General features: G+C 32.1%; 16 protein-coding genes. 7 read left to right on the top strand and 9 right to left on the bottom strand.

Annotation, left to right across the window (positions count from 1 at the left end; genetic code table 11):
- Positions 1–190: 190 nt before the first annotated feature.
- From K9L97_04040 to K9L97_04030, 3 genes are read left to right on the top strand one after another with little or no spacing between them, the layout of a single operon-like run.
- Positions 191–466 (top strand): DNA-directed RNA polymerase subunit L, encoded by a 276-nt coding sequence (locus K9L97_04040; GenBank protein MCF7872180.1) that lies wholly within the window; start codon positions 191–193, stop codon positions 464–466.
- A gap of 40 nt (positions 467–506) precedes the next feature.
- Complete coding sequence (locus K9L97_04035; GenBank protein MCF7872179.1) at positions 507–1241, top strand: class I SAM-dependent methyltransferase; 735 nt, start codon at positions 507–509, stop codon at positions 1239–1241.
- Positions 1242–1286: 45 nt separating this feature from the next.
- Complete coding sequence (locus K9L97_04030; protein ID MCF7872178.1) at positions 1287–1523, top strand: hypothetical protein; 237 nt, start codon at positions 1287–1289, stop codon at positions 1521–1523.
- Positions 1524–1533: 10 nt separating this feature from the next.
- On the opposite strand, the gene uppS is transcribed toward K9L97_04030, so the two are convergent.
- From uppS to K9L97_04010, 4 genes are all read right to left on the bottom strand, one after another.
- Positions 1534–2238, bottom strand: a complete 705-nt coding sequence (gene uppS, locus K9L97_04025; GenBank protein ID MCF7872177.1) for a di-trans,poly-cis-decaprenylcistransferase — start codon at positions 2236–2238, stop codon at positions 1534–1536.
- A gap of 16 nt (positions 2239–2254) precedes the next feature.
- Complete coding sequence (locus K9L97_04020) at positions 2255–2728, bottom strand: CBS domain-containing protein (GenBank protein ID MCF7872176.1); 474 nt, start codon at positions 2726–2728, stop codon at positions 2255–2257.
- A 16-nt stretch (positions 2729–2744) separates the two neighbouring features.
- The gene (locus tag K9L97_04015) at positions 2745–4550 is read right to left on the bottom strand and encodes a nucleotidyltransferase domain-containing protein (GenBank protein MCF7872175.1); all 1806 of its coding nucleotides are present in this window, start codon (positions 4548–4550) and stop codon (positions 2745–2747) included.
- A 170-nt stretch (positions 4551–4720) separates the two neighbouring features.
- Positions 4721–5725 (bottom strand): NAD(P)-binding domain-containing protein, encoded by a 1005-nt coding sequence (locus tag K9L97_04010; GenBank protein ID MCF7872174.1) that lies wholly within the window; start codon positions 5723–5725, stop codon positions 4721–4723.
- A gap of 78 nt (positions 5726–5803) precedes the next feature.
- Here K9L97_04010 and K9L97_04005 point away from each other — a divergent pair, with 78 nt between their 5' ends.
- The gene (locus K9L97_04005; GenBank protein MCF7872173.1) at positions 5804–6601 is read left to right on the top strand and encodes a hypothetical protein; all 798 of its coding nucleotides are present in this window, start codon (positions 5804–5806) and stop codon (positions 6599–6601) included.
- A 143-nt stretch (positions 6602–6744) separates the two neighbouring features.
- On the opposite strand, the gene K9L97_04000 is transcribed toward K9L97_04005, so the two are convergent.
- Positions 6745–8925, bottom strand: a complete 2181-nt coding sequence (locus K9L97_04000) for a hypothetical protein (GenBank protein ID MCF7872172.1) — start codon at positions 8923–8925, stop codon at positions 6745–6747.
- A gap of 5 nt (positions 8926–8930) precedes the next feature.
- The gene (locus tag K9L97_03995; GenBank protein ID MCF7872171.1) at positions 8931–13112 is read right to left on the bottom strand and encodes a hypothetical protein; all 4182 of its coding nucleotides are present in this window, start codon (positions 13110–13112) and stop codon (positions 8931–8933) included.
- Between the two features lie 136 nt (positions 13113–13248).
- On the opposite strand from K9L97_03995, the gene K9L97_03990 reads away from it, so the two are divergent.
- Positions 13249–13998 carry a hypothetical protein gene (locus tag K9L97_03990; protein ID MCF7872170.1) on the top strand — a complete coding sequence of 250 codons (750 nt, stop codon included), beginning with the start codon at positions 13249–13251 and terminating at the stop codon, positions 13996–13998.
- On the opposite strand, the gene metG is transcribed toward K9L97_03990, so the two are convergent.
- From metG to K9L97_03975, 3 genes are all read right to left on the bottom strand, one after another.
- Positions 13978–16140, bottom strand: coding sequence for a methionine--tRNA ligase (gene metG, locus K9L97_03985; GenBank protein MCF7872169.1), 2163 nt, complete (start codon positions 16138–16140; stop codon positions 13978–13980). The genes K9L97_03990 and metG overlap by 21 nt on opposite strands.
- A gap of 216 nt (positions 16141–16356) precedes the next feature.
- On the bottom strand, positions 16357–16770 hold the full coding sequence (locus K9L97_03980; protein ID MCF7872168.1) for a hypothetical protein: 414 nt from the start codon (positions 16768–16770) through the stop codon (positions 16357–16359).
- A 5-nt stretch (positions 16771–16775) separates the two neighbouring features.
- Entirely contained in the window at positions 16776–17615 is an 840-nt protein-coding gene (locus K9L97_03975) for a DegT/DnrJ/EryC1/StrS family aminotransferase (protein ID MCF7872167.1), read from the bottom strand.
- Positions 17616–17825: 210 nt separating this feature from the next.
- Between K9L97_03975 and nrdR the strand changes: the two genes are divergently transcribed.
- Together nrdR and K9L97_03965 are read left to right on the top strand one after the other, a co-directional pair.
- On the top strand, positions 17826–18269 hold the full coding sequence (gene nrdR, locus K9L97_03970; GenBank protein MCF7872166.1) for a transcriptional regulator NrdR: 444 nt from the start codon (positions 17826–17828) through the stop codon (positions 18267–18269).
- Between the two features lie 90 nt (positions 18270–18359).
- The gene (locus K9L97_03965) at positions 18360–21821 is read left to right on the top strand and encodes a vitamin B12-dependent ribonucleotide reductase (GenBank protein ID MCF7872165.1); all 3462 of its coding nucleotides are present in this window, start codon (positions 18360–18362) and stop codon (positions 21819–21821) included.
- The last annotated feature ends 88 nt before the right edge of the window (positions 21822–21909 follow it).

Here is a 21909-nt window from a genome sequence, read left to right as displayed (position 1 = left end):
AAATAAGGCCACACATGGCTCTTAGATTTAATGTTCTGGAAACACCAGAACAAGCCTTTCAACGAAAGTTGAAAGCGGAGGTTTAATAAATGATAAAACGAAAAAAGGTATCGAAGGGAAATACTTACAGGATAACACATAATTCAAAAGAATAGTTAACTTTATAAACAATTATCTTTTCCTTTAGAGTATGGAAATTAAGGTTGTTGAAGATAAGGCTAATAGGTTTGTTTTTGAAATCGAAGGTTTAGGTCATACTTTTTGTAATGCTTTAAAAGATGAACTAAGAAATGACAGTTCTGTAACTGTTGCTGCTTATAATATTACGCATCCTTTAAGTGGCGTTACCAAGTTTTTTGTTGAAACAGAGAAGTCTTCTAAGCCTAGAGATGTTCTTGATAATGCTTTGAAAGCTTTAAAGAAGCACAATAATGATTTTCTGAAAGCTTTTAAGGCTATGAAATAATTTAGAAATATTTTTATAATCTGTTTAAATTGCTTGTTCCATGGATATGTATGATAAGTATGCTTATTTTGTTGATTTGACTTACTCTATTAAAAATTATGAAAAAGAAGTTGATTTTATTTGTGATGTTTTAAAAAAGCACAACAAAAATACTAAATTAATATATGATGTTGCGTGCGGTAGTGGATCTCATAGTATTCTTTTGAAAAAGAAGGGTTTTGATGTTATAGGCGTGGATTTGCATGATGGAATGTTAAAAATTGCTAGAAAAAAGGGTTTAAAGGCATATAAGCAAGATATGCGGAATCTTTGCATGAAGAAGAATGCTGATTGTATAATCACTATGTTTAATTCTATCAGTCATTTAAATGGTTATACTGATTTGAAGAAGATGGTCTTATCTTACTTAGATAATCTTAATGTTGGTGGTTTGATTATTTTTGATTGCGTACATACAATAGATAATTGGCATAAAGAATTCTTTGGAATTCGTAAATATGATGTTGGAAAGTATTTTATTTCTAAGGCAGATATGTCTTATTTGTTAAGTTCTAATAAAGCAAGAGTGCAACAAGTTTTGACTGTGTTTAAGAAGAAAACTACGCAAAGGAATATTATTGAATTTGAGTATGATAATTTTATTTTCGATGTTGATAAAATTAAAGGTTTGTTAAAAAATTTAGGTTTAAAGTTCAAAATTTATTATGATTTTTCCATTAGTCGCAAAAAACCTAAAAATAAACCTTGGTACATTTTTGTTATTCAGAAAACGTAGTGTTTTTACCGTTACTTTTTTATATTTCTAATGTTTTCTTCATTTATGGATGATAAAAATTTATCTTTAGAGAAAAAAGTGGATGAGTATTTAGGAGTTGGTGCAATTGTTGGTTTTTTTGGGGGTTATTTAGCGTATAATGTTGTTAATTATTTTTCTGGTGGAGACGTTAATAGTAAGGAGTCTTATGATTTTGGTGGTTGTTGCGGAGTTTTTGGCAGTGTTTTAGGGACGTTTGTTTCATGTTTGTATTGTAAATTTAAAGGTGTAGATAAAGACTAGTTTTTTGGTTTTATTTTCCATATCTTCGTTGTCTTTTTGAGTAGTCTTCACATGCTTTTATTAGGTCTTCTTCTTCGAATTCTGGCCATGTTTTATTTAGAAAAAGCCATTCGCTGTAGTTTGATTGCCATGGCAGAAAGTTTGATGTTCTTTTTTCTCCACCAGTTCTTATTATTAGGTCTGGTTCTGATTGTAAATATAAGTTTTTTTGTATTAGTTCTTGGGTTATGTCTTCAGGTTCTATTTTGCCTTCTTTTATTTCTTTTGCTATTTTTTTAGTTGTATCTTCTATTTCTTCTCTGCCTCCATATCCGAATGCTATGTTTAGTTTGTATTTTGATTTGTTTTTTGTTATGGTTTCTATTTTTTTTATTAGGTCTTGTATTTCTTTTGAAAATAAGTGTGTTCTTCCTATGTATTTTATTTCGGGTAGTTCTTTTTGTTCTTCGTGTTTTTTTAATAGTGTTTTTCCTGCGTGTAAGAATAGTTTCATTAAGTATTCGAATTCTGTTTTAGGTCTTTTGAAGTTTTGCATTGAGAATGCATATAGTGTTATTTCGTTTATGTCTAGTTTTTTTGCCCATTCTAGTAGTGCTTGTACTTTTTTTTCTCCGTATTCGTGGCCTTTCCAGGGGTCTAGATTTAATTTTTTTGCGAATCTTCGATTTCCGTCAAGAATTATCCCTATGTGTTTTGGGTAGTTTTTTTCTGTCATTTTCTTAGTTATTTTTTCATTCTTCGTAGGGGTTTTCTGTTGTATTGAGTAGTTTTCTTTCTTCTTCTCTAAGCATTATTTTATCGACTGTTATTTCAAATAGTGTTGGTTCTATTTTTAATATGTCTTTGTTTGTTAGTAGGCCTTTTAGTTCTCCGTTGTGGACTACTGGCAATCTTCTTACTTCGTATTCGTTCATTAATTTTATTGCTTCTTGTATGTCTTTGTCAGGAGTTATAGTTTTTAGTTCTTTTTTTCCTGTCATTATTTCTTTTATTTTTATTTCGTTTGCTTTTTCGTTTTGTGCAACTATTTTGTATGTGAAGTCTTCTTCGGTTATTATTCCTATTAGTTCGTCATTATTTGTTACTATCAGACTGCTTACATCTTTTTCTTTCATTAGTTTGGCTGCTTGTTGCGCTGTGCTTTCTTGATCTATTTTGATTGGTTTTGTAGTCATGATATCCATTACGGTGTATCCTGTTTCCATTTAGTTCACCTTTTTTCTAGTAGTTTACTAGGAATTCTATGTCTTTTCCTAGTAGTTCTTTTATTGAGTCGAAAAATTGTGGTTTGATATATTTTTTTTCTGGTGTTTTGGTGTTCATTAGTTCTGCTTCTAATTCTTGTAGTGAGCTTGTTTTTATTTTTTCTATTTTTCCTGTATTTGTTATTGTTCCTTGTTGTATTTCTTTTTCTGGGTTGTCTATGTCGTTTATTATGAATATTTTGTCTTTTAGCATTATTAGTTCACCGTATGTTTTTCCAATTTTTACTCTTATTTTTGCTTTTTCTAGGTCTCTACTTCTTATTCTTTGTATTTGTTCTATTATTGTGCGTAGTAGTGCGTTTCCTTGTTTTACTGCGGTTAGTGATTCTGATTTTGTTTTTTGTCCTTTGTCGTATTCTTCTTTTGCTTTTATTATGTTTTTTAGTTGTTCTTGTTGGTCTGTTCCTAGTATTCCTTTTTGTACTATGTATTTTTTGAAGTTTGTTTGTATGTCTTTATCGTTAATGTCTTTTTTTCCAGTTTCTAGTTGTATTAGGTTTTTTGTTGCTATTGTTACTTCTTCATATGTTTTTGTTATTTCTTCTTCTTGTTTGTATTTTTCTATGTCTGCGAATAGTTTTTTCATTCGTTCTAGGTATTCTAGTGATCCTTGATATAGTTCATCTAGTTCTTTTCCTGTTATTTCTTTTTTTGTTCCGTGTTCTATTTCTTTTCTTACTTTTAATATTTTTTCCATTATTTTTACGTATTTGTCTTCTAGTAATTTTTCTTTTTTTACGAATATTTCTCTTAGCACTTGAGGGGTTTCTTTTGGTGTTGGGGGTGGTAGTCCGTACATCATTAGTGCGGCTTGGCTTGGTGTTAGTGTTGACCAAAAGAAGTCTTCAGTTCCTATTTCTTTTAGTTTGTATTTTACTCTTTCTAGCATTTGGTCGCCTGTGTGCATGAACATATCTATTGCTTCTGGGCTTGGTTTTATTCTTCCCATTTGTAGTAATTGTTTCCAGGGCATGAATATTCCTCTGTCATATAGTGGTATGCCGTCTCTTAGGAATGTGAATATGACTGGGTTTGCTTCTTTTATGTTTTCCCAAAAGTCTGTTAGTATGTATGTTTGGATGTTGATTTTGTTTTCAATTCCTGTCATTTTTCCTGCGTCTATACCCATACCTATTATTATTGCTCTTAGTTTGTCTTTTAGTTCGGCTCTTGTCATTTTTTTGACATCTGTGTCATCTATTACTATGAATACGTCTATGTCTGATTCTGGTGTTGCTTTTCCTTGTACAAGGCTTCCTGCTAATACGTATGAGACTATGTATTTTTCGAATTTTTTTAGAACCATTGTTTTGTGTATTTCTGTTAGTTTTATTGCTTGTAGCATTCCTTTGTCGTGTATTGGTGCGCTGTTTGCTATTAGTTGCAGTATTTCGTATTTTGCATCGTAGCAGTTTTGCCATAGTTCTGTTAGAATTAGTACTTCTGGGTTTAGTGTTTCATCTATTTTTTTGGCTGTTTCGGTCATTATGGTTTGTAGTTTTTCTCTTAGTTCTTCTTTGCTCATTTTTTGGCTATCTGAGTCGTCTACTAGTATTAGAACGTTTATTTTTTCTTTGTTTTCGTCGTCTTTGCTTGGCGGTAATAGGGATATTCCCATTATGTATTCTTCGAATCTTTCTAGTAGTTTTTCTTTGTATTTTTCTAGTTTGTTTTTGATTTGTTCAAGTTTTTGTTTTGTTTCGTCTGGTATGTTTTGCATTGTGTCTATTTGATTGTTTTCTTGTTGTTTTTTCTTTGCCATTTTTTTGGTTCGCCTCAGTGAAGAACTTTTTATTTATTACTTGTGTTTATTTTATAAATATTTTCCTTAATTGGTCGGTGATTTGTGTAATTTGTGTTGTTTTTTGTTGGTTAAATATAAAATACAGATATTTGTGAAAATTTGTTGTTTTTTTCTTAATTTTGTTTGTTTTAAGTGTTTTTTTGTGCTGGTGGTTGATTTAGGTATTTTAGTATTTGTTGATGTGGGTTTTTTTCTTTTATGAATATGTTTGTTAGTGTTTTTATTATCGTGTTTTTTCGTGTTTTTTCGTGTTTTGATATTATTTTGAGTGTTTGTATGCCTTCTAGTAATTTTTTTTCTTTTTCATATGTGTTCAGTGTTTTTTTTATGTTTTTTTGTTCTCCTACTAATTTTCCGAAAGTGTAGTTTCTTGTTTCTCCGTCTGTGCTTAGTATTATGTCTGTCATCCAGCTGTGGTTTGTGGTTGAGAAGGTTGTTTTTTTTGCACCTTTTTTAGTTGCGTAGTTTATTATTTCTTCGCATAGTTCTGTTAAGAGATATGCTTGTGTGCTTTTTTGGTATCCTAGTCCTGCAAGTAGGCCTTTCCATAGGCTTATTATATTTTTTAGTGCTGCAGCGTATTCTTGGCCTAAGATATCGTTTTCTTTTGTTATTTTTAGTTTTTTTGAGGATATTTCTTTTATTATTTTGTTTGTTGTTTTTGTGTTTGTGGTTGCTATGGACATTGCTATTGGTTGGTTGTTTAGAAATGAGTTTGCGGTTGTTCCGCCTGATAGGTATGCGTAGTTTCCTTTGAAGTTTTTGTTTTGTTTTAGTGTTGTGTATAGTGTTTTTCCTGTTTTTTCAAGTCCTTTGCTTATGTTTATTATTATTTTTTGTTTGGTGTTGTTTTGAGTTATTGTTTTTGTTATTTGGGGAAATGCGTTGCTATTTGTGCATATGATTATTATTTCGTTTTCTTGTATTATTTGTGTTGGTGTTTTTGCTATTTTTGTTTGTTTTGAGAGTTTTATGCAGTTGTGAAAGTGTGGGTGGCAGTTTCTTTTTTGTATGTGGGTCATTATTTCTTTGTTTAAATCGTAGCACATTAGTTCGTGTTTTTTTAGAGTATCTAAATATTTGAGAAAAGCAAATCCAAATGCGCCCACACCTATTATTCCTATTTTTGCCATATTTTTTTGAAATTTTAATCATTTATATATTTAACGAAATGGAAAGTTTTATATATGAAAAAATCAGTTATGGTTTTTATGGCTGATAATAAGGTGAAATCTGAGTATCTTAAGTTAGTTGAGGATATTGATAAGAAGCATAAGGAGAATGAGGCTTTAACTTTTAATCTGGAGCATTATCATAAGCTTGGTACTCATCAGGGGCTGGAGAATGCTTTGAAAAAGCTAAAGAAAGGCATGGCTCCTGATAAGGCTGGAAATTTTACTGTGGGTCATATGTTGGCTGATGAGAAGAATGCTCAGATTGCTGCTGAAGAGATTTATGAGGAACATAAAAAGGGTTTGCAGAGTGTTTTTGGTATTAAGTTGGATGGTTTAAGTAAGGATACTACTCGTTATTTGACTGATTCTTTGATGGGTTCTAATGTTAGGCAGTTTGCAAGTCATATTGCTAATTATAAGCATGGTTTTACTAATAGTTTATATGATCCAAAAAATAAGAATAGTTTTTGGGCACAACATTATGCTACTCATATAAACAGACTTGAGCAGACTAAGTTTGATCATCTTAACGCAGACAATATTGAGACTTTATTGAAGGGTGATGAGAGTGTTGCGCCTAATTCTAATGTTTTGAAGTTTTTTAATACTGATGATAGTAAGGAATTTAAGGGTTTGCCTTTTTTGGATAAGAATAGGGGTTTAGCTCAGCAGTATATTGTTCCTGCGGCTTCTTTAGCTCATACGGCTTATAAAAAGAAAGGTTTGAGTGTGAATGCTATTAAAGAAAATGAAACTTTGTCTTCTCTTTTCGGACCTTATCTTGCGGATCAGTATAAGGAGAAAGATCTTGTTACTAAAAAGAAAGTCGCTTAAGTTATTCTGTGTTTTTTTATAAAAATGTTTTTTTTAGTTTTTTTAGATTGTGTTTTGTGTTTGCAAAGCGCTTAGTATTTGCAAGTTTTTTATGTTTACTTAATTTTGTTGGTGGTTGCTTTGGTTGTTTTGGTTTGCGATACTTATTTTATTATTTGGAAGTTGAAGTTATCGTTTGGTATTTGGTCTGATATTAGTCCTATTACTTGCATGTCTAGTGAAATTTGTATGTCGTCTGGGTTATAACTTGGGTACGTTACAATTATTTTTTTGGCTTTTGCTACGTCTTCTGATTTTAGCGTTAGTAGTTTTGTTGTTTTATCATATGTTAGCATTCCAGCAACTAGTGTGTCGTTTATCATTATTGGTTTTAGGTCTATGGGGTCTGGTGTTGTTCCAGGTATTATTGTAGTTGCGTCTGAACTTATTCTAATTGGCATTGTTATTTTTGTTCCATTAGGGTATTTTGGTTCTTTTAGTTGTAGTATTGATACTAAATTTAGTTTGTATGTTCCCGGAGTTATGTTGATTTTTGGGTTTTCTATAGTGTTGTTGTAGTTTATGTTTATTCCTTTTGTAGGTGTTCCTTGTTCGTCTTCTTGCACTAAGACCATCATTATTTGTTCGTCATCTAAGGGGTAAATGCTTGGCGCTCCTGGGTTTATTTGCCAGAGTCTGTCCATTTCTTCTAGTGTTAAGTCTGTTATGGGTCTGTTTGGAATGTATATTTTTCTTTTGAATTCTATAGGTATTTCTTTTGGTTGGTATACTTCTATTGTTTCTTCATATGATTGTCCGCCTTGGCTTGTTAAGTATATTGGATTTGCTGAGTAATTCTTGTTTATTACATATATTTTTGCGTCTATACAAGGAGTTATTGTCGTTTTTATGGTTGATCTGTAATTTTCAGTTTCTGATATTCCTAAAGGAAATTCTTGGTTTGCACAGGAAAACATTGCTGTTATGCCATCTACTGCTTTTCCTGTATATCCATCTTTTATTTGTAGTGTTAGTTGAGCAGTTCTTTGGCTTTCTAAGTCTAGTTCGTTTTGTTTAGGTACTGCTTTTGTCCAGTTGAGGTTTTTTGTTAGTGGTTTATTTCTTCTTATATTTACTTCGTAGGCGTATTGAAATCTGTATCCTTCTCCGTTGAATGCTTCGTCATCTTCTATGCTTATTAAAGCAGGGTATGCTAAGTCATATTTGAAGTTGTAGTTTGCGCTTATGAATGATAGGAACAGGAAGTTTTGTGAGACTATTTCGGGCATGTATATTTCTCCAAATCCGGGATCTATGTTTATGTATAAGGGCCACAAGGGTATGTATTCGAATCTTATTTTTGTTTTTTGATAATAATCATTTAAAGGTATAAATGGGACTTGCATTCCTTCGTACATATTATATTCTCCAGGTCTTGTTGAAAACATTAAGAATGATTCTCTTGATTGTGGTACTTGTACGTGTATTAGGTTTCCGCTTATTATGTCTTTTAGTTCGTTTGTTACTTGTTCTTTTGTCCACATGACAAAGTCGTCATCATTGCTCATTTTAGGTCCTTCAATAGGAGGTATTGGTCCGTTTTTGCCTTGACTGTATATGTTTAGCAGGTTTAGTGTTACGTCTTCTAAGTGTGTGCTATTATATTGTTCTGTTTGTATCATTAAAAGTCTTGCTAAGTCGTATATATCTTTGAATTTTATGTTTAGGGTTTCTTGGAATTTAGATATTGAGAATTCTTCTTGTTCTATGGTTATGTTCATTGGCCAAGTTAATCCTATAAATACGTTGTTTTCTGTGAATATGACTTCTGAGTTTGGTTCTCCATAGATTATTTTGCTATTTATTTTGTATTCTTCAAAGTTGTTCATACAGATTAGCATTTCTTCGTTTATTTTTTCTTCCATCATTGCTTTTATTGAGTTATCTCCATAAGTTAATTCAGGTATTTTGTCTATTAGGTACGCGTTTCCTTTTGCTTCTTTTACTGATAGCCAATAAGGTATTTTTATATTGCTTCCTGGAAACATTGCTAATGCGTCATTGTCTTTTTCGATCATGTGGTCTGTTATGTAATATTGGGTTCTTTTTTCAGTGTATCCTCCTCTTAATCCTATTTCTTTTATTGTTTCTTTTGCTGTTTGTTTTAAACAGAATTCTATATCATTTTTTATTGGTTGTACTGATGCATCTGTTATCTCTGTGTATGTTGGTTTTACTTCTTCTTTCATTAAAAGTGTTCCTGCTAGTATGAATATTGCTATTAGTATTATTAATCCTATTATTATGAATATTGTTGCTTGTCCTCTTTTTTTGATTGGTTTCATATTTTTTATTCCTCTATAAATACTTGGCAGATTGCTTGTGCACTGCTTGTTGAATAATCAAATATTGTTTTTAGGCTTTTATCAAATTCTAAGCATACTTTTGAATATTTTTCTTCTGACTGTATTATTATAGAAGATACTCCTCCAAATTGCATTGGTTTTCCATTTCTTAGTCTTATTGGGACGTCATTTGATGCTTCTCTTGTTATGTCTTTTATTTTTGAGCCGTCTTTTAATTTTATGTTAACACTTACAGACTCGTGTTTTTTTTGCATCATGCTTCCGCCCACGTAGTATTCGTAGTATGTTTCGTTGAATCTATCTACTTTTGTTCTTGTTCCGGTTATTATTGCTCCTGGGGAGAATTGACCGGGTGCTAGTTCATTTATTACTGTTTCGTCTCCTGTTTGAGTGTCTAGTTCTAATTCGTCCATGCACATTTTTCTTTCTATTGTTGACATTTCGTTCAACCATCTGCTAGTATCAGCCATAAATTGCCAAGAACCCCAGTCTGTTTCAGGATCGTAATTTATTCCCATGATTGATTTAAAGCTTCTTATTCCTGCACTAATACCATATATTGTTCTTATCGTTCTTTGCATGTCGCCGAAGTTTTTATCGTGTTCTTCTGCTAAATATTCAGCTTCTACTGATTCTTGGACTTCTTCTGCAGCTTCATTTATTTCTTCTTGCGCAGTTTCATATCCTTTTTTAGCTTCGTCCACTTTTAATTGTAATGTTTCATCATTTTCTATTTGATCTACAACAGATTTGGATAAACTTCTACCAATAGTAAGTCTGTCAGCAGTATTATCCCCAAATGCTTTTTCTAGCAATCCTTTAATTCTTTTTTGTTGGTCATCACTCAAAGAATTGTATGGTTCGTCGGCATATCCTAAGGACATTAATTCGTCATACGCAGTTGAAACTTCTTTGTTATTTTGATACGGTTCATCATCTCTATACTTCGTAGTAGTATCGACTAGTTTTTTATATGCTAATCTTGATTCTTCTATTTGGGTTTTTAGTGCAGGACCTGCGTCGTGGAATAATGTATCGTAGTGATCGCTTATTTCGTTCATAATTGTACCATATTTAGAAGTTTTAGGATCTGTAAACATCAGTTTACCGTCAACTTTTTTCATTAATTCAAATTCTCCAAGAACAGGATATTTATTGGCTACAGTCGCCATTTGCTTTTGTACATTTTGACTTACTTGTGTTAAAGCGTCTCTTTGTATTTGTAAATCATGTTTAAACTTAGTTTTAATTCCAATTACACTAGAAGGATCATTTTCATCATATTGTAGATTCACGATATTAGCATATTCCTTTAATTGGTCTGTTGTTGGATCAGATATTTCAGGTAAATTAATTTGATTAGCTTCCACTGGTTGAAGATCATATTGTTGTGCAGCAAGATCGCCTAAATTTATTTTAAAATTTGTATAATCAATCAAAGTGGATCCAGATGAACCACTAGATTTTATATTTTGTAAATAAAGTTTAGATAAAGGATTATTTTGTAATTGGTTGTAAGTTCCACTTAGTTCATTTAATATTTGAAAGTCTTCGCCTAATCCGTTCTTATCACCTATTATATCACTCACGGTATGCACAGATAATAGTTCTGTTCCTTTGTAATATGCCATCTCATCTGGTCTTCCATCTTCGTTATTATCTAGAGGTATTATTTTAATGTCTGAGTCTTTGAGCATATAACTTCCGTCTTCAGATCTGCCTAGGTCTTCTCCTAGTGGTTCGCTTAATGAACTTTTAGGAGGATTTGTGTAGTTTAGGTATTTGGCTCCGTATCTTGCTTTTGCTACTGTGCATTCTCCTTCATCTATGTCTGCTGATCTCATTTGTATGTTGTTTACTTTTTCTATGAATTGGAATGCTTGTGCTATTGCTACTTCTGCTTGGCACACTCCATGTCCTGGCACTGGTAAGAATTCACATGCCAGTGGCATTGCGATTCCTGCTATTGCTGATGCTGGGTCTGCTATTGTTTGAGAGATTATTCCTGCCATGTTTTTTAGGTTTGCTACAAAGGGTATTGCGTTTAGGATGTTTTCTCCTTGTTTTACACATAATGCGTAATCTTTGTTTTTTTGGCATAGGCTTATTGTCGCGCCTGAGTATTGTGTTGATTCATCCAGGCAGTTTAAAAATTCGCATTCTATTGATTTTTCGACTTCGTTGTGGTAGATCCATGCAGGTAAGCACAGTGTTGCTACTGCTACGAATCTGCTTTTCCAGGGGTCTAGTCCGTCTGATATGCTTCCTGTTCCTCCTGTGTATGTTGCAAATGATTCTCCAAAGGAGCCCATCATGTCATCAAAAGGTCCTGTTGCCAATTGATTCCATTCACCGTCACATGTTGCTAGACCGCATATTTTATCGAATATTTTTCCTCCTGGTGCTTCGTTTACTATTGCATTTAGGGAGTTGCTGCTTTGTTTCATTCCTTCTGCTGCTCCTTGCATGCCTAGAATTGATCCTGTGACTGCTTCTACTGATGCTATGACTCCGTTTCCTTGTTGTATTAAGGAGTATATTCTACAGTACATTTGTACGCTGTCTACTAGGTTTTTTAGGCCTAGGTTTTTTTTGTCTATTGCTTCCACTTCTTTTTTTGATTGTTCCATTTTATGCATGTATTCGTCGTACATGCTGTTTCCATCATCTAGTCTTATTCTGATTTCTATTGTTTCATTTTCTGGTTGGGTGTAATAGTTGTCTCCTTGTTTGCTGTTTAGTTGTATTGGGCATAAGTAGGATAGTTCTCTGTAGTCTTGATATTTGTCGTTTTCTCCTAGTTCTGTTTGTGTTAGTGTTGCTTGTGCGTAGATTTTGTTGTTTTCTGGATCTGTGTGCATTATTGTGAATCCTCTTAGGTCTCCTTTGTTTCCTGTTCGGTTTTCTCTTTTTGGTGTGCAGATTTGGCTTGGTGCGATTGCTTGTACTATTTTTGCATTGTTATCATTGGTTAATGTTATTTCTGTGTATATTGTTCTTGCAAATCTTAGGTTTTGTCTTAAGAATTTTTTATTGCTTTGTTCTACTCTTGATAGTAGCCATAAGTCTACGTTTTTTGTTTCTGTTGGTGTGTGTAGTTGTATTGGTGTTGTTGTTTTTTGTTTGTTTCCTGCTGCGTCTGTCACAGTTATGTTTAAGTTGTGTAATCCGGAGGTTTCTGTTTGTGATGTTATTGTTAGTATGCATTGGTGCATATCTCCTATTTTGGGGCAGGTTTGGGTTATGTTGCCTGCGTTTATTGAATCTGCGTTTATTGTTAGGTTTATTGTGTTTGTTATTGTTTCTGTTATGTTTATTTCTAGTACAAAATTATCATTTACAGTTATCACGTCAAGTCCTGTTCCGCTTCTTATGTTTATTCCTTGTATTTGAGGTATTTGGTTGTCGCAGATTACATTGTTTGTTAGTTGTCCTTTTAGTGGATTTCCTGCGTCGTCTTGACTTGGGGATCCTCTGTAGTCTATTATTTTTAGTTCTTGTAGTTGACCGTGTTCACATTGAGGCGTTATGAATCCTTTGCAGGTTGAATCTTTGCATTCTGTTATTAGGCCTTGTTCTTTTCCTAGTTGAAATGCTATTCTTTTTCTGTTGAATGTTCCTATGCTATCTTGCATTTGTATTATTATTTCGTTTGGTTTTCCGGGTACTACGTAGCAAGTGCTTTCTTCGCAGGTTGTTGGAGCAAATTTTGTTATTGTTGGTTTTGTGTTGTCTATTATGAGTGTTGTTTCCATGCTTACTGTTTGAGTTGTTCCGTTTTCGTAGGTTATTGTTGCAGGTATTATTATTTCTATGTCTGTTATTCTTATTTGCAGGCTTGGTATTTTGCAGTGTTTTGTGCTAGTTTCGTTGTTTTCTTGGCAATCTTCTAGGTTTATTTCTAGTTCTTTGTATTCTGTATTTATTCTTATATCGTTATTTATGTCTGTTGCGTCTAGTGTTATTTTTGTTATGGTTGATTCATTTTCGGTTGTTTTATAGTCAAATTCTATGTCTGCAGGTATTCTATTGTCTGGGCTTACGTATTCTATTGATTCTCCAGCCCAGGTTAGTTTGAATTCAGATATTTCTATTGCTGTAGCGGTGTTCATTAACAACATTAGTATAGATATGAAAATTATTATTTTGGTTGTTTTATTTTTCAAAACCCTCGCCTCTTTGTTTGTTCGAGAATTTTATGTTTTTAAATGTTTCTTTTTATTGGTGTTTGCAAAAGTTTTTTATTCTTGTTGTTATTTTTGAGTGTAATGACGTCTTTTTTTTGTGGGAGGTTTGTTTTTTATGGTAGATGATTTTTCTATGGGGTTTTTTCATGTTAATTATTTAATTTATTTAGATAATGTTAGGAAGCTTGCTATGAATGCTAGTGTTGTTGATGATTTTTCTAGGAGAGTCTTTGAAAGTTGTGGTTTTAAGCCTGTTTTGAGGGGTTTGCCTGATGAAGATTATGTTCTTGATTTGTATTTGTATAATAAGAAAGTGGAGTCTTTTTGGGAAAATAATGATTCTGGTTTTTTTAAGAGTGCTTTTTTTGAGGTGAATAGAATTAAGTCTGAGTGGTATAAGAAAGCGTTTGATTTTCACATTGAAAAGTTTGTTGTTGATTTGCCTGATTTTATTGGTCGTTTAGCTTTGGACTTTGGTTTTGATCGTGTGAATGTTGAAAAAGGGCATTCTTATATGTTAAGTAAAACTGATAGTTTTCTTTCAAGTGATTCTTTTAGCTTGTTTCCTTATCTTTTAGAGGATGATTTGATGGTTTGGTTTGATAATGAGGAAGATAGTATTTTTTGTAAGAATGTTGATTCTTATTTGGGAAAAAACAGGGGTGATTTTTTTAGGGATGTTTTTAGTTCTTTACCGTTTTATGTGTTTTCATTTAATGGTTTTAATGCGGATTTGTATAGGTCTGAGTTTATCAAGTATTTTAGTAAGAGTTCTTATAGGGATAATGTTGTTAGTATTCATTTGGTGAATAGTTATGTTGATGATGTTGTTAATTCTGTTAGGTCAGCCAATTTTCCCAAGTAGATTTTTGTCTATTTTTATTGGTTTTTTTGTTTGCAATTCGTAGTTTTCTGCGTGTATTTTGTTTTGTTCTGCAATCATTTTTACTTTGAAGAATTCTTCTATGTTTATTTCTTTTTTTGGATTCATTTTAATGTTTTTAAATGTTACTTTATCTCCTGGTTTTCCTTCTGGCACTTCTAGCAATCCTACTTTTTTGCCTTGGCTTACAGCCAGTAGCATTCCTTTGCTTTCTATTCCTCTTAGTTTTGCGGGTTTTAAGTTGTAGACCAGGATTATATTTTTTCCTATTAGTTCTTTTGCTTCGTAGTGACTTACAAGTCCTGAGACGATTGTTCTTTCTTCTTCGTTTCCACAATCAATTTTTTCTATGTATAGTCTGTCTGCTTCTGGGTGTTTTTCTACTGATGTTATTTTTGCGACTCTTAAGTCTATTGTTGAGATTATAGAACTGTTGTCTGTAGAATGATTTTTTGTGTTCTGTATTTTGTGTTCTGTATTTTGCGAGTTTATTTGTTTTCCTGAGTATTTTTCTTGGAAATTTTGTGTTTCTTTGTCTTGTAATTTGTTAAATATTGTTTCTGGTTCTCCTATTTTGTGATTTTCAATTTTTTTGTTTAAAGAATCAAGTTCGAATTTGTAGTCTGCGTTTAGTTGTTTTTTTATTTTTTGTGCGGTTTTTGGTATTATTGGTTGTAATAGTATGCTTAAGTCTTTTATTAGGTTTATTAGTACTGCTAAAACGTTTTGTGCTTTTTTTGGGTCTTCATTTATTAGTTTCCAAGGTTCATTTTCTTGGAAGTATTGGTTTCCTCTCTTTGATAGGTTCATTATTTGTTTTAGTGCTTTTTTTATTTCTATATTTTCATATGCTTTGATGATTTCTCCTACTTCATCATTATAATTTAGTGGATCTTTAATTTCTTTTATTTCATAATCACAAAATTTTTTTATGAATGTTGTTGTTCTGTTTATTAGGTTTCCAAGGTTTCCTACGAGTTCATGATTTATTTTTTCTTGGAAATCTTTCCACATGAATTTTGTGTCTGCTGTTTCGGGTCTGTTTATCATTAAGTAGTATCTCCATGCGTCTGCTGGTATTCCCGTTTCTTTTGCGTTGTCTCCGAAAACTCCTATTCCTCGGCTTTTGCTGAATTTTAGGTTTTCGTAATTCATGTATTCATTTACTGAGATTGTATCTAGTAGAGTGTAGTTATCTTGTGTTCCAATTAAGGATGCGGGAAATAGTATTGTATGAAATGGAGTGTTATCTTTGCCCATGAATTGTACTAAGCGTACATTTTCTGGGTTATGCCACCAGTCTTTCCAGTTTTTTTTGTTTGCTTTTGTTATTGCTATGTATCCTATTGGTGCGTCAAACCATACGTAGAAAACTTTGTTTTCATATCCTTTTTCAGGTACTGGTATCCCCCATTTTAAGTCTCGGGTGATTGCTCGTTCTTTTAGTCCTTCTTTTAGCCATGCGTTTGTTGTAGTGAGAGCGTTTTCTGACCATTTTTCTTGTCTTTGTTCTACGAATTTTTCAAGTTTGGGTTGTAGTTCGTTTAGTTTTATGAATAGGTGTTTTGTTTTTTTTATTATTGGTTTTGTTCCGGATAGTTTTGATTTTGGATTTATTAGGTCTGTGGGATTTAGAAGTTTTCCGCAGTTTTCGCATTGGTCTCCTCTAGCTTCTTTGTATTTACAGTGAGGGCATGTTCCTTCTATGAATCTGTCTGATAAATATTTTTGTGCTTCTTTGTCGTAGAATTGTTCCATTTCTTTTTCTGTTATGTAGTTGTTTGCTTTTAGTTTTTTAAATATGTCTTGCGTAATTTCTTTATTTTCTGGGCTTGTTGTTCTTCCAAAACAGTCAAAATCGCAGTTGAACCAATCATATATTTCCTTATGTATTTTAAAGAAGTAATCTACTGCTTCTTGAGGCGTCATATCCATGTTCATGGCTATTGTTTCTGTGGTTGTACCATGTTCGTCTGTTCCTAGAACGGAAATTGCTTCTATTTCTGGGTTGAGTCTTAAGAATCTTGTGTATACATCAGCACTTATTATACAAACCATTGTTCCTAAATGCGGAACATTGTTCACATAAGGTAACGCGCTTGTTACTAAGATTTTTTTCTTCATCTTTTTTAGTGATGAGAGTTTATTATTTAAAAGTATTGAAAATATCAAAAAAAAACAATATTTATTTTTGTTAATAGGCAGTAACTAGTATTTATTGTGTATTTTATTGGGTGCATTTATTTTTTATTTGTGTTTATGTTACGTTTTTGTCGTGCTTTTATTTGTGTTTTTTATCCTTTGTTTTAGCTTGCTTTTATTTTGATTTCTCCTGTTATTTTACGTTTTCTTTTCTTTTTTCTTCTTTGGAGCTTTCATTTTTTTTGTTATGCCTATTTTTTCATTACATTTTCCACATTGAAATATGAATGCTGGAACTCCTTGCCAGGTTTTTCTTTTGTATGGCGTGGTAGTTGTGTCTTCATTGTCACAGTGTGGGCACTCATATTTTACGCATACAGTTAGTTTTGTTTCATGTTCTGCTTTTGATTCTATATATTTGCATTCAGGGCATTCGTATTCTGTTGCTCTTATTTTTATTTTTCCTTTTTCTACTGGTTTACCCATTAGAGCTTTTTTGCATTTGGGACATTCTAATTTACTTGCCCAAGCCATTATTTTGCCTTTTGGTTCTAGTTTTCTTCTTGTAAAATATATTAATTCATCCATATTTTGTGGTTCTTCGCAGTTCATGATCTTTACACCTCGTAATTCAGTCTTTTTATTTCTAAACTTATGCCTTGTTTCATAAGTCTTATGTATTTTGGGCATTCTACCCAATATATTTTGTTGTCTTTGCAGTGTTTTATAATTTTTTCTGTTTCTGCGTTGTTTTTTGTTTCTGTAAATAGATTTATTCCTTGACTTTCCAAATAGATAATGTTTTTGTCTTTTAGTATTTGTTTTTGTTTTTCTTTGGTTTCATTGAAAAATTTAAGTTTTTCTCTTAGATTGTTTAGTTCTTTAGGAAGTTTATCAAGGATTATTTCTTTGGGGGAATCTTCTGTAAATTTATGATTATTTATTTTTATTAAATTGATGTCTTTTTCTATGTCTTTTAATTTTTCTTCATACAAAATTATTCCTCCGCAACCTATATCTATAGGTTTATATTTGCCAAAACTGCAAACTATAAGATGCCCATATTTTGCTTGTTTTGTCCCTACACTTCCGCAACTATCATTTATTAACAATATGTTGTTTTGATTGCATATTTCAAAAATTTTTTTCATGTTTTCTAATTGTATATATCCTGGACTGCTATGCATTATTAGAGTGCAATTTTTGAATTTTTTTAATTCTACAGCATCAATTAATCCATAATTTGTTTTTATTTGTATTGTGTTAAGTTTTAGTTTTTTTGCGATTTGTCTATATGTTATCCAACCACCTTCTTGTTGAATTAAAAGCAAATTTGTCTTATTTTTTGATAAAACTTGGTTCTTTGCATAGTTTAAAGCTATTTTAATAGATTGATTACATCTTTTTGTAAAAATAAATTGCTTATTCCCAAATATTTTTTTTAATTTTGTTTGCATATAACTATTAAGGGTATTTATTCAATTATATTGTTTTCGAATTGTGTGAATAAAAATATTTCATATTTTCAAATAGATTTAACAATAGCTTTAACAAAATATATATTATTAAGAACAGCAATCTTTATAAACTTACTAAAAATCAATAAACACTAGTCCTAGTGTTTGACAAGATTCACTACTACTAAATACATATTTTGAGAGGTTATAATGAGATGTCCATTTTGCAATAATGTAGAGACAAAAGTGCTCGAGACCAGAGAATCAGATCCCGACAATACTAGAAGAAGAAGAGAATGTTTAAAGTGTGAAAGAAGATTCACAACTTACGAACAAATTGAACTAACAAATGTGCCTGTAATAAAAAGAGATGGAAAAAGAGTTTTGTTTGACAAACAAAAAATTATCAAAAGCATTCAAATTGCATGTCAAAAAAGACCTATAAATCCTGAAAAAATTGAAGAAATTGCGCAGCGTATAGAATCAAAAATAAGAGCGAGTGCAAAAACAGAAATAACAACGAAAAAAATAGGAGAACTAGTATTAAGGTACTTAAAAAAACTAGATCAAGTCGCATATATAAGATTCGCATCAGTTTACAGAGACTTTCAAGATTTAGAGGGTTTCAAAGAAGAATTGGAAAAATTAGACTGATTGATCAACAAGCACATTTATGAGGTAGTTAAAATGGAAAAAACAAAAAATATTGATACAAAAACAAACAAATCCGATATTGAAAAAACAATGAGTATCTTATCAGGAGATGGAAACTATTCAGAAAAAGGATTAGAATTTAAAAGAGTATTCACAAAAGAAGATATAAGTCCTTTTGAAATGTTCGAATATGATGAAAGAAAATCAGTTATTAAAAATCAAGATGGTTCCACAGTATTTGAAATAAATAATGTTGAAGTCCCGAAATTTTGGTCCCAAGTAGCAACAGATATACTAGCACAAAAATATTTAAGAAAAAGAGGCGTTCCTCTTGTAGATTCTAACAATAACCCCCTAATTGATGAAACTACTGGTAAACAAAAATTAGGTTCTGAAAACAGCATAAAACAAGTAGCCCACAGATTAGCCTTAACCTGGAAAAGATGGGGAGAACGATACGGGTATTTTAGAAGTAAAAAAGATGCAAAAGTTTTCTATGATGAAACAACATATATGTTAATAAATCAAATGTGCGCACCAAATAGTCCACAATGGTTCAATACAGGTCTGGCTGAAGCCTACAATATAAGAGGATCTGCACAAGGCCATTACTATTGTGATCCACATACAGGAGAAGTCATGAAATCTGAAGATTCATATACAAGACCTCAACCTCATGCCTGTTTTATTCAAGAAATAAGAGATGACTTAGTAAATGACGGAGGAATTTTTGATTTGCTGGCAAGAGAAGCCAGACTTTTTAAATATGGCTCGGGAACAGGCACAAATTTTTCTTCTTTAAGAGCTAAAGGAGAAAAACTTTCAGGAGGAGGAAAAAGCTCTGGTTTGATGAGCTTTCTGTACATATTTGATAAAGCAGCAGGAGCAATAAAATCTGGCGGTACAACAAGAAGAGCCGCAAAAATGATTTGTTTAGATTTGGACCACCCAGATATAGAAACCTTTATTGATTGGAAAGTAAAAGAAGAACAAAAAGTGGCCGCATTAGTTGCAGGTAGTATAAAAACAAAAAAGCACCTCAACAACATAATGAGAATTGCAAATGAACATAAATCAGTAAATCTAAAAGAAAATTCTGATTTAAGAAAAGCAGTAAAAAAAGCTTTACACGAAGAAATACCAATGACATATATTCAAAGAACATTACAATTAGTAAGGCAAGGATATAAAGATTTAGATTTCATTATATTAGATACGCACTACGAATCAGATGCATATCAAACGGTTTCTGGTCAAAACAGCAATAATTCTATAAGAATTCCTAATAAATTTTTTGAAGCATTATCAAAAAATGATACCTGGAAATTAACTGCAAGAACAGACGGTTCAGTAATGAAAACATTAAATGCATCAGATCTTTGGGACAAAATAAATTATAGTGCTTGGATGTGCGCAGACCCAGGAGTTCAATACGATACTACAATTAATGAATGGCACACATGTCCTAAAGATGGAAGAATAAATGCAAGCAATCCTTGCTCAGAATACATGTTTTTAGATGATACAGCGTGCAACCTTGCAAGTTTAAACCTAATAAAATTTTACGATTCAAAAACTAATAATTTTGAAGTTGAAAACTTCAAACACAGCGTAAGAATCTGGACAACCATACTTGAAATAAGTGTTTTAATGGCGCAATTCCCTTCAAAAGAAATAGCTATAAAAAGTCATAAATATAGAACACTAGGTCTGGGCTATGCAAATATAGGAACTCTTCTTATGATGTCAGGCCTCCCCTATGATAGTGATGAAGGAAGAGCTCTTGCAGGATGCATAACTGCAATAATGGGCGGGGAAGCTTATAAAACAAGCGCAGAACTTGCAAAATGTCAAGGAACGTTTGAAAGATATGAAGAAAACAAAGAAGATATGCTTAGAGTTATAAAAAATCACAGATACGCAGCACATAATGTTGAGCCTGAAAAATATCTTAATTTAACAATAAAACCTAGCAGTCTAAATGAAGAGTTCTGCCCAAAATATTTATTAGAATCCGCAAAAAAATCGTGGGATTCCGCTTTGGAATTAGGCGAACAGCATGGATACCGAAATGCGCAAGTCACAGTAATAGCCCCAACAGGAACAATAGGCTTAGTTATGGATTGCGATACAACAGGAATAGAACCTGATTTTGCTCTTGTTAAATTTAAAAAACTTGCAGGCGGAGGATATTTTAAAATAGTAAATCAGTCTGTTCCTAAAGCACTAAAAAACCTAGGGTATTCTAAAGAACAAATCAATTCAATAATAACATATGCAACAGGAACTGGAAATCTTAAGGACTCTCCAAAAATAAATTATGAATCTTTGAAAAATAAAGGATTCACAGATGAAAAAATAAAAATAATCGAACAAAATCTAAAAACTGCTTTTGAACTAAAATATGCATTTACGAAATGGACGATGGGAGAACAATTCTTAAAAGAATTAGGTTTTACTAATGAACAACTCAAAGATCCTAATTTGAATGTTTTAGAAGCATTAGGATTTAATAAAAAAGATATTGAAGAAGCAGAACAACACATTTGTGGAACGATGACTGTTGAAGGAGCGCCATTTCTAAAAGAAGAACATTACGCCGTTTTTGACTGCGCAAATAAATGTGGAAAAAAAGGAAAAAGACTAATAGGATATAATGGTCACATCAACATGATGGCTTCAGTTCAACCATTCATATCTGGCGCGATAAGTAAAACAATAAATATGGACAAAGACGCAAGCATCAAAGACATAGGAGATGCTTATCTTAACAGTTGGAAAAAAATGCTTAAAGCCGTCGCATTATATAGGGATGGTAGTAAATTAAGTCAACCGCTAAGCGCTAATAGTCCTGATGAAACAGAATTATTAATGATAAAAGAAGAAGAAATGACCGATGAAACAATAACTCCTGAAAAACTTCAAGAAGTAGCAGTTCATCAGATAATACAAAAAAAGATGCCTAGCAAAAGAGGAGGATTCATCCAAGAAGCAATTGTAGGTGGTCAAAAAGTGTTCTTAAGAACTGGAGAATACGAAGATGGCGCGCTAGGAGAAATATTTGTAGACACATACAAAGAAGGCGCTAGTTACGGAGCACTGTTGAATTGTTTTGCAATTGCAATAAGCAAAGGTTTGCAATATGGAGTTCCTCTTAGTGACTATGTAGATTCATTCACATTTACAAGATTTGAACCTTCTGGCCCAGTATCAGGGCACCCTGCGATTAAAAGTGCAACTTCAATAATAGATTATGTATTCAGAGTTCTTGGATATGAATACCTTGGCAGAAAAGACTTCGTACACGTTAAAAGTATGGAATCATTTGATGCCAAAGTAAAAAGCGGAAATGGGAATGGCTCTGGAAATAATGGCAAAATAAGTTCTCCAGAAAAACAATTGACAATAACAGATAAAGACGCAAAAGTATTCGAAGCTAAATCCAAAGGATATACAGGAGAACAATGCACATCTTGCGGTTCAATGAAATTAAGAAGGAATGGAAGTTGCATGGTCTGTGAAGATTGCGGCTCTACAACTGGATGTTCATAACTAAAATATTTAAAGTTCCTCATCACACCCCATAATATTATGATTTGAATTTAAAGTATGCATTTATCTTAAATTTAATTTAATAATA

The sequence above is a fragment of the Candidatus Woesearchaeota archaeon genome (genome assembly GCA_021735165.1).
Lineage (GTDB): Archaea > Nanobdellota > Nanobdellia > Woesearchaeales > 21-14-0-10-32-9 > JAIPET01.
Note: the sequence above shows the minus strand (reverse complement) of the source record. Positions and strands in the feature narration are given on the sequence as shown.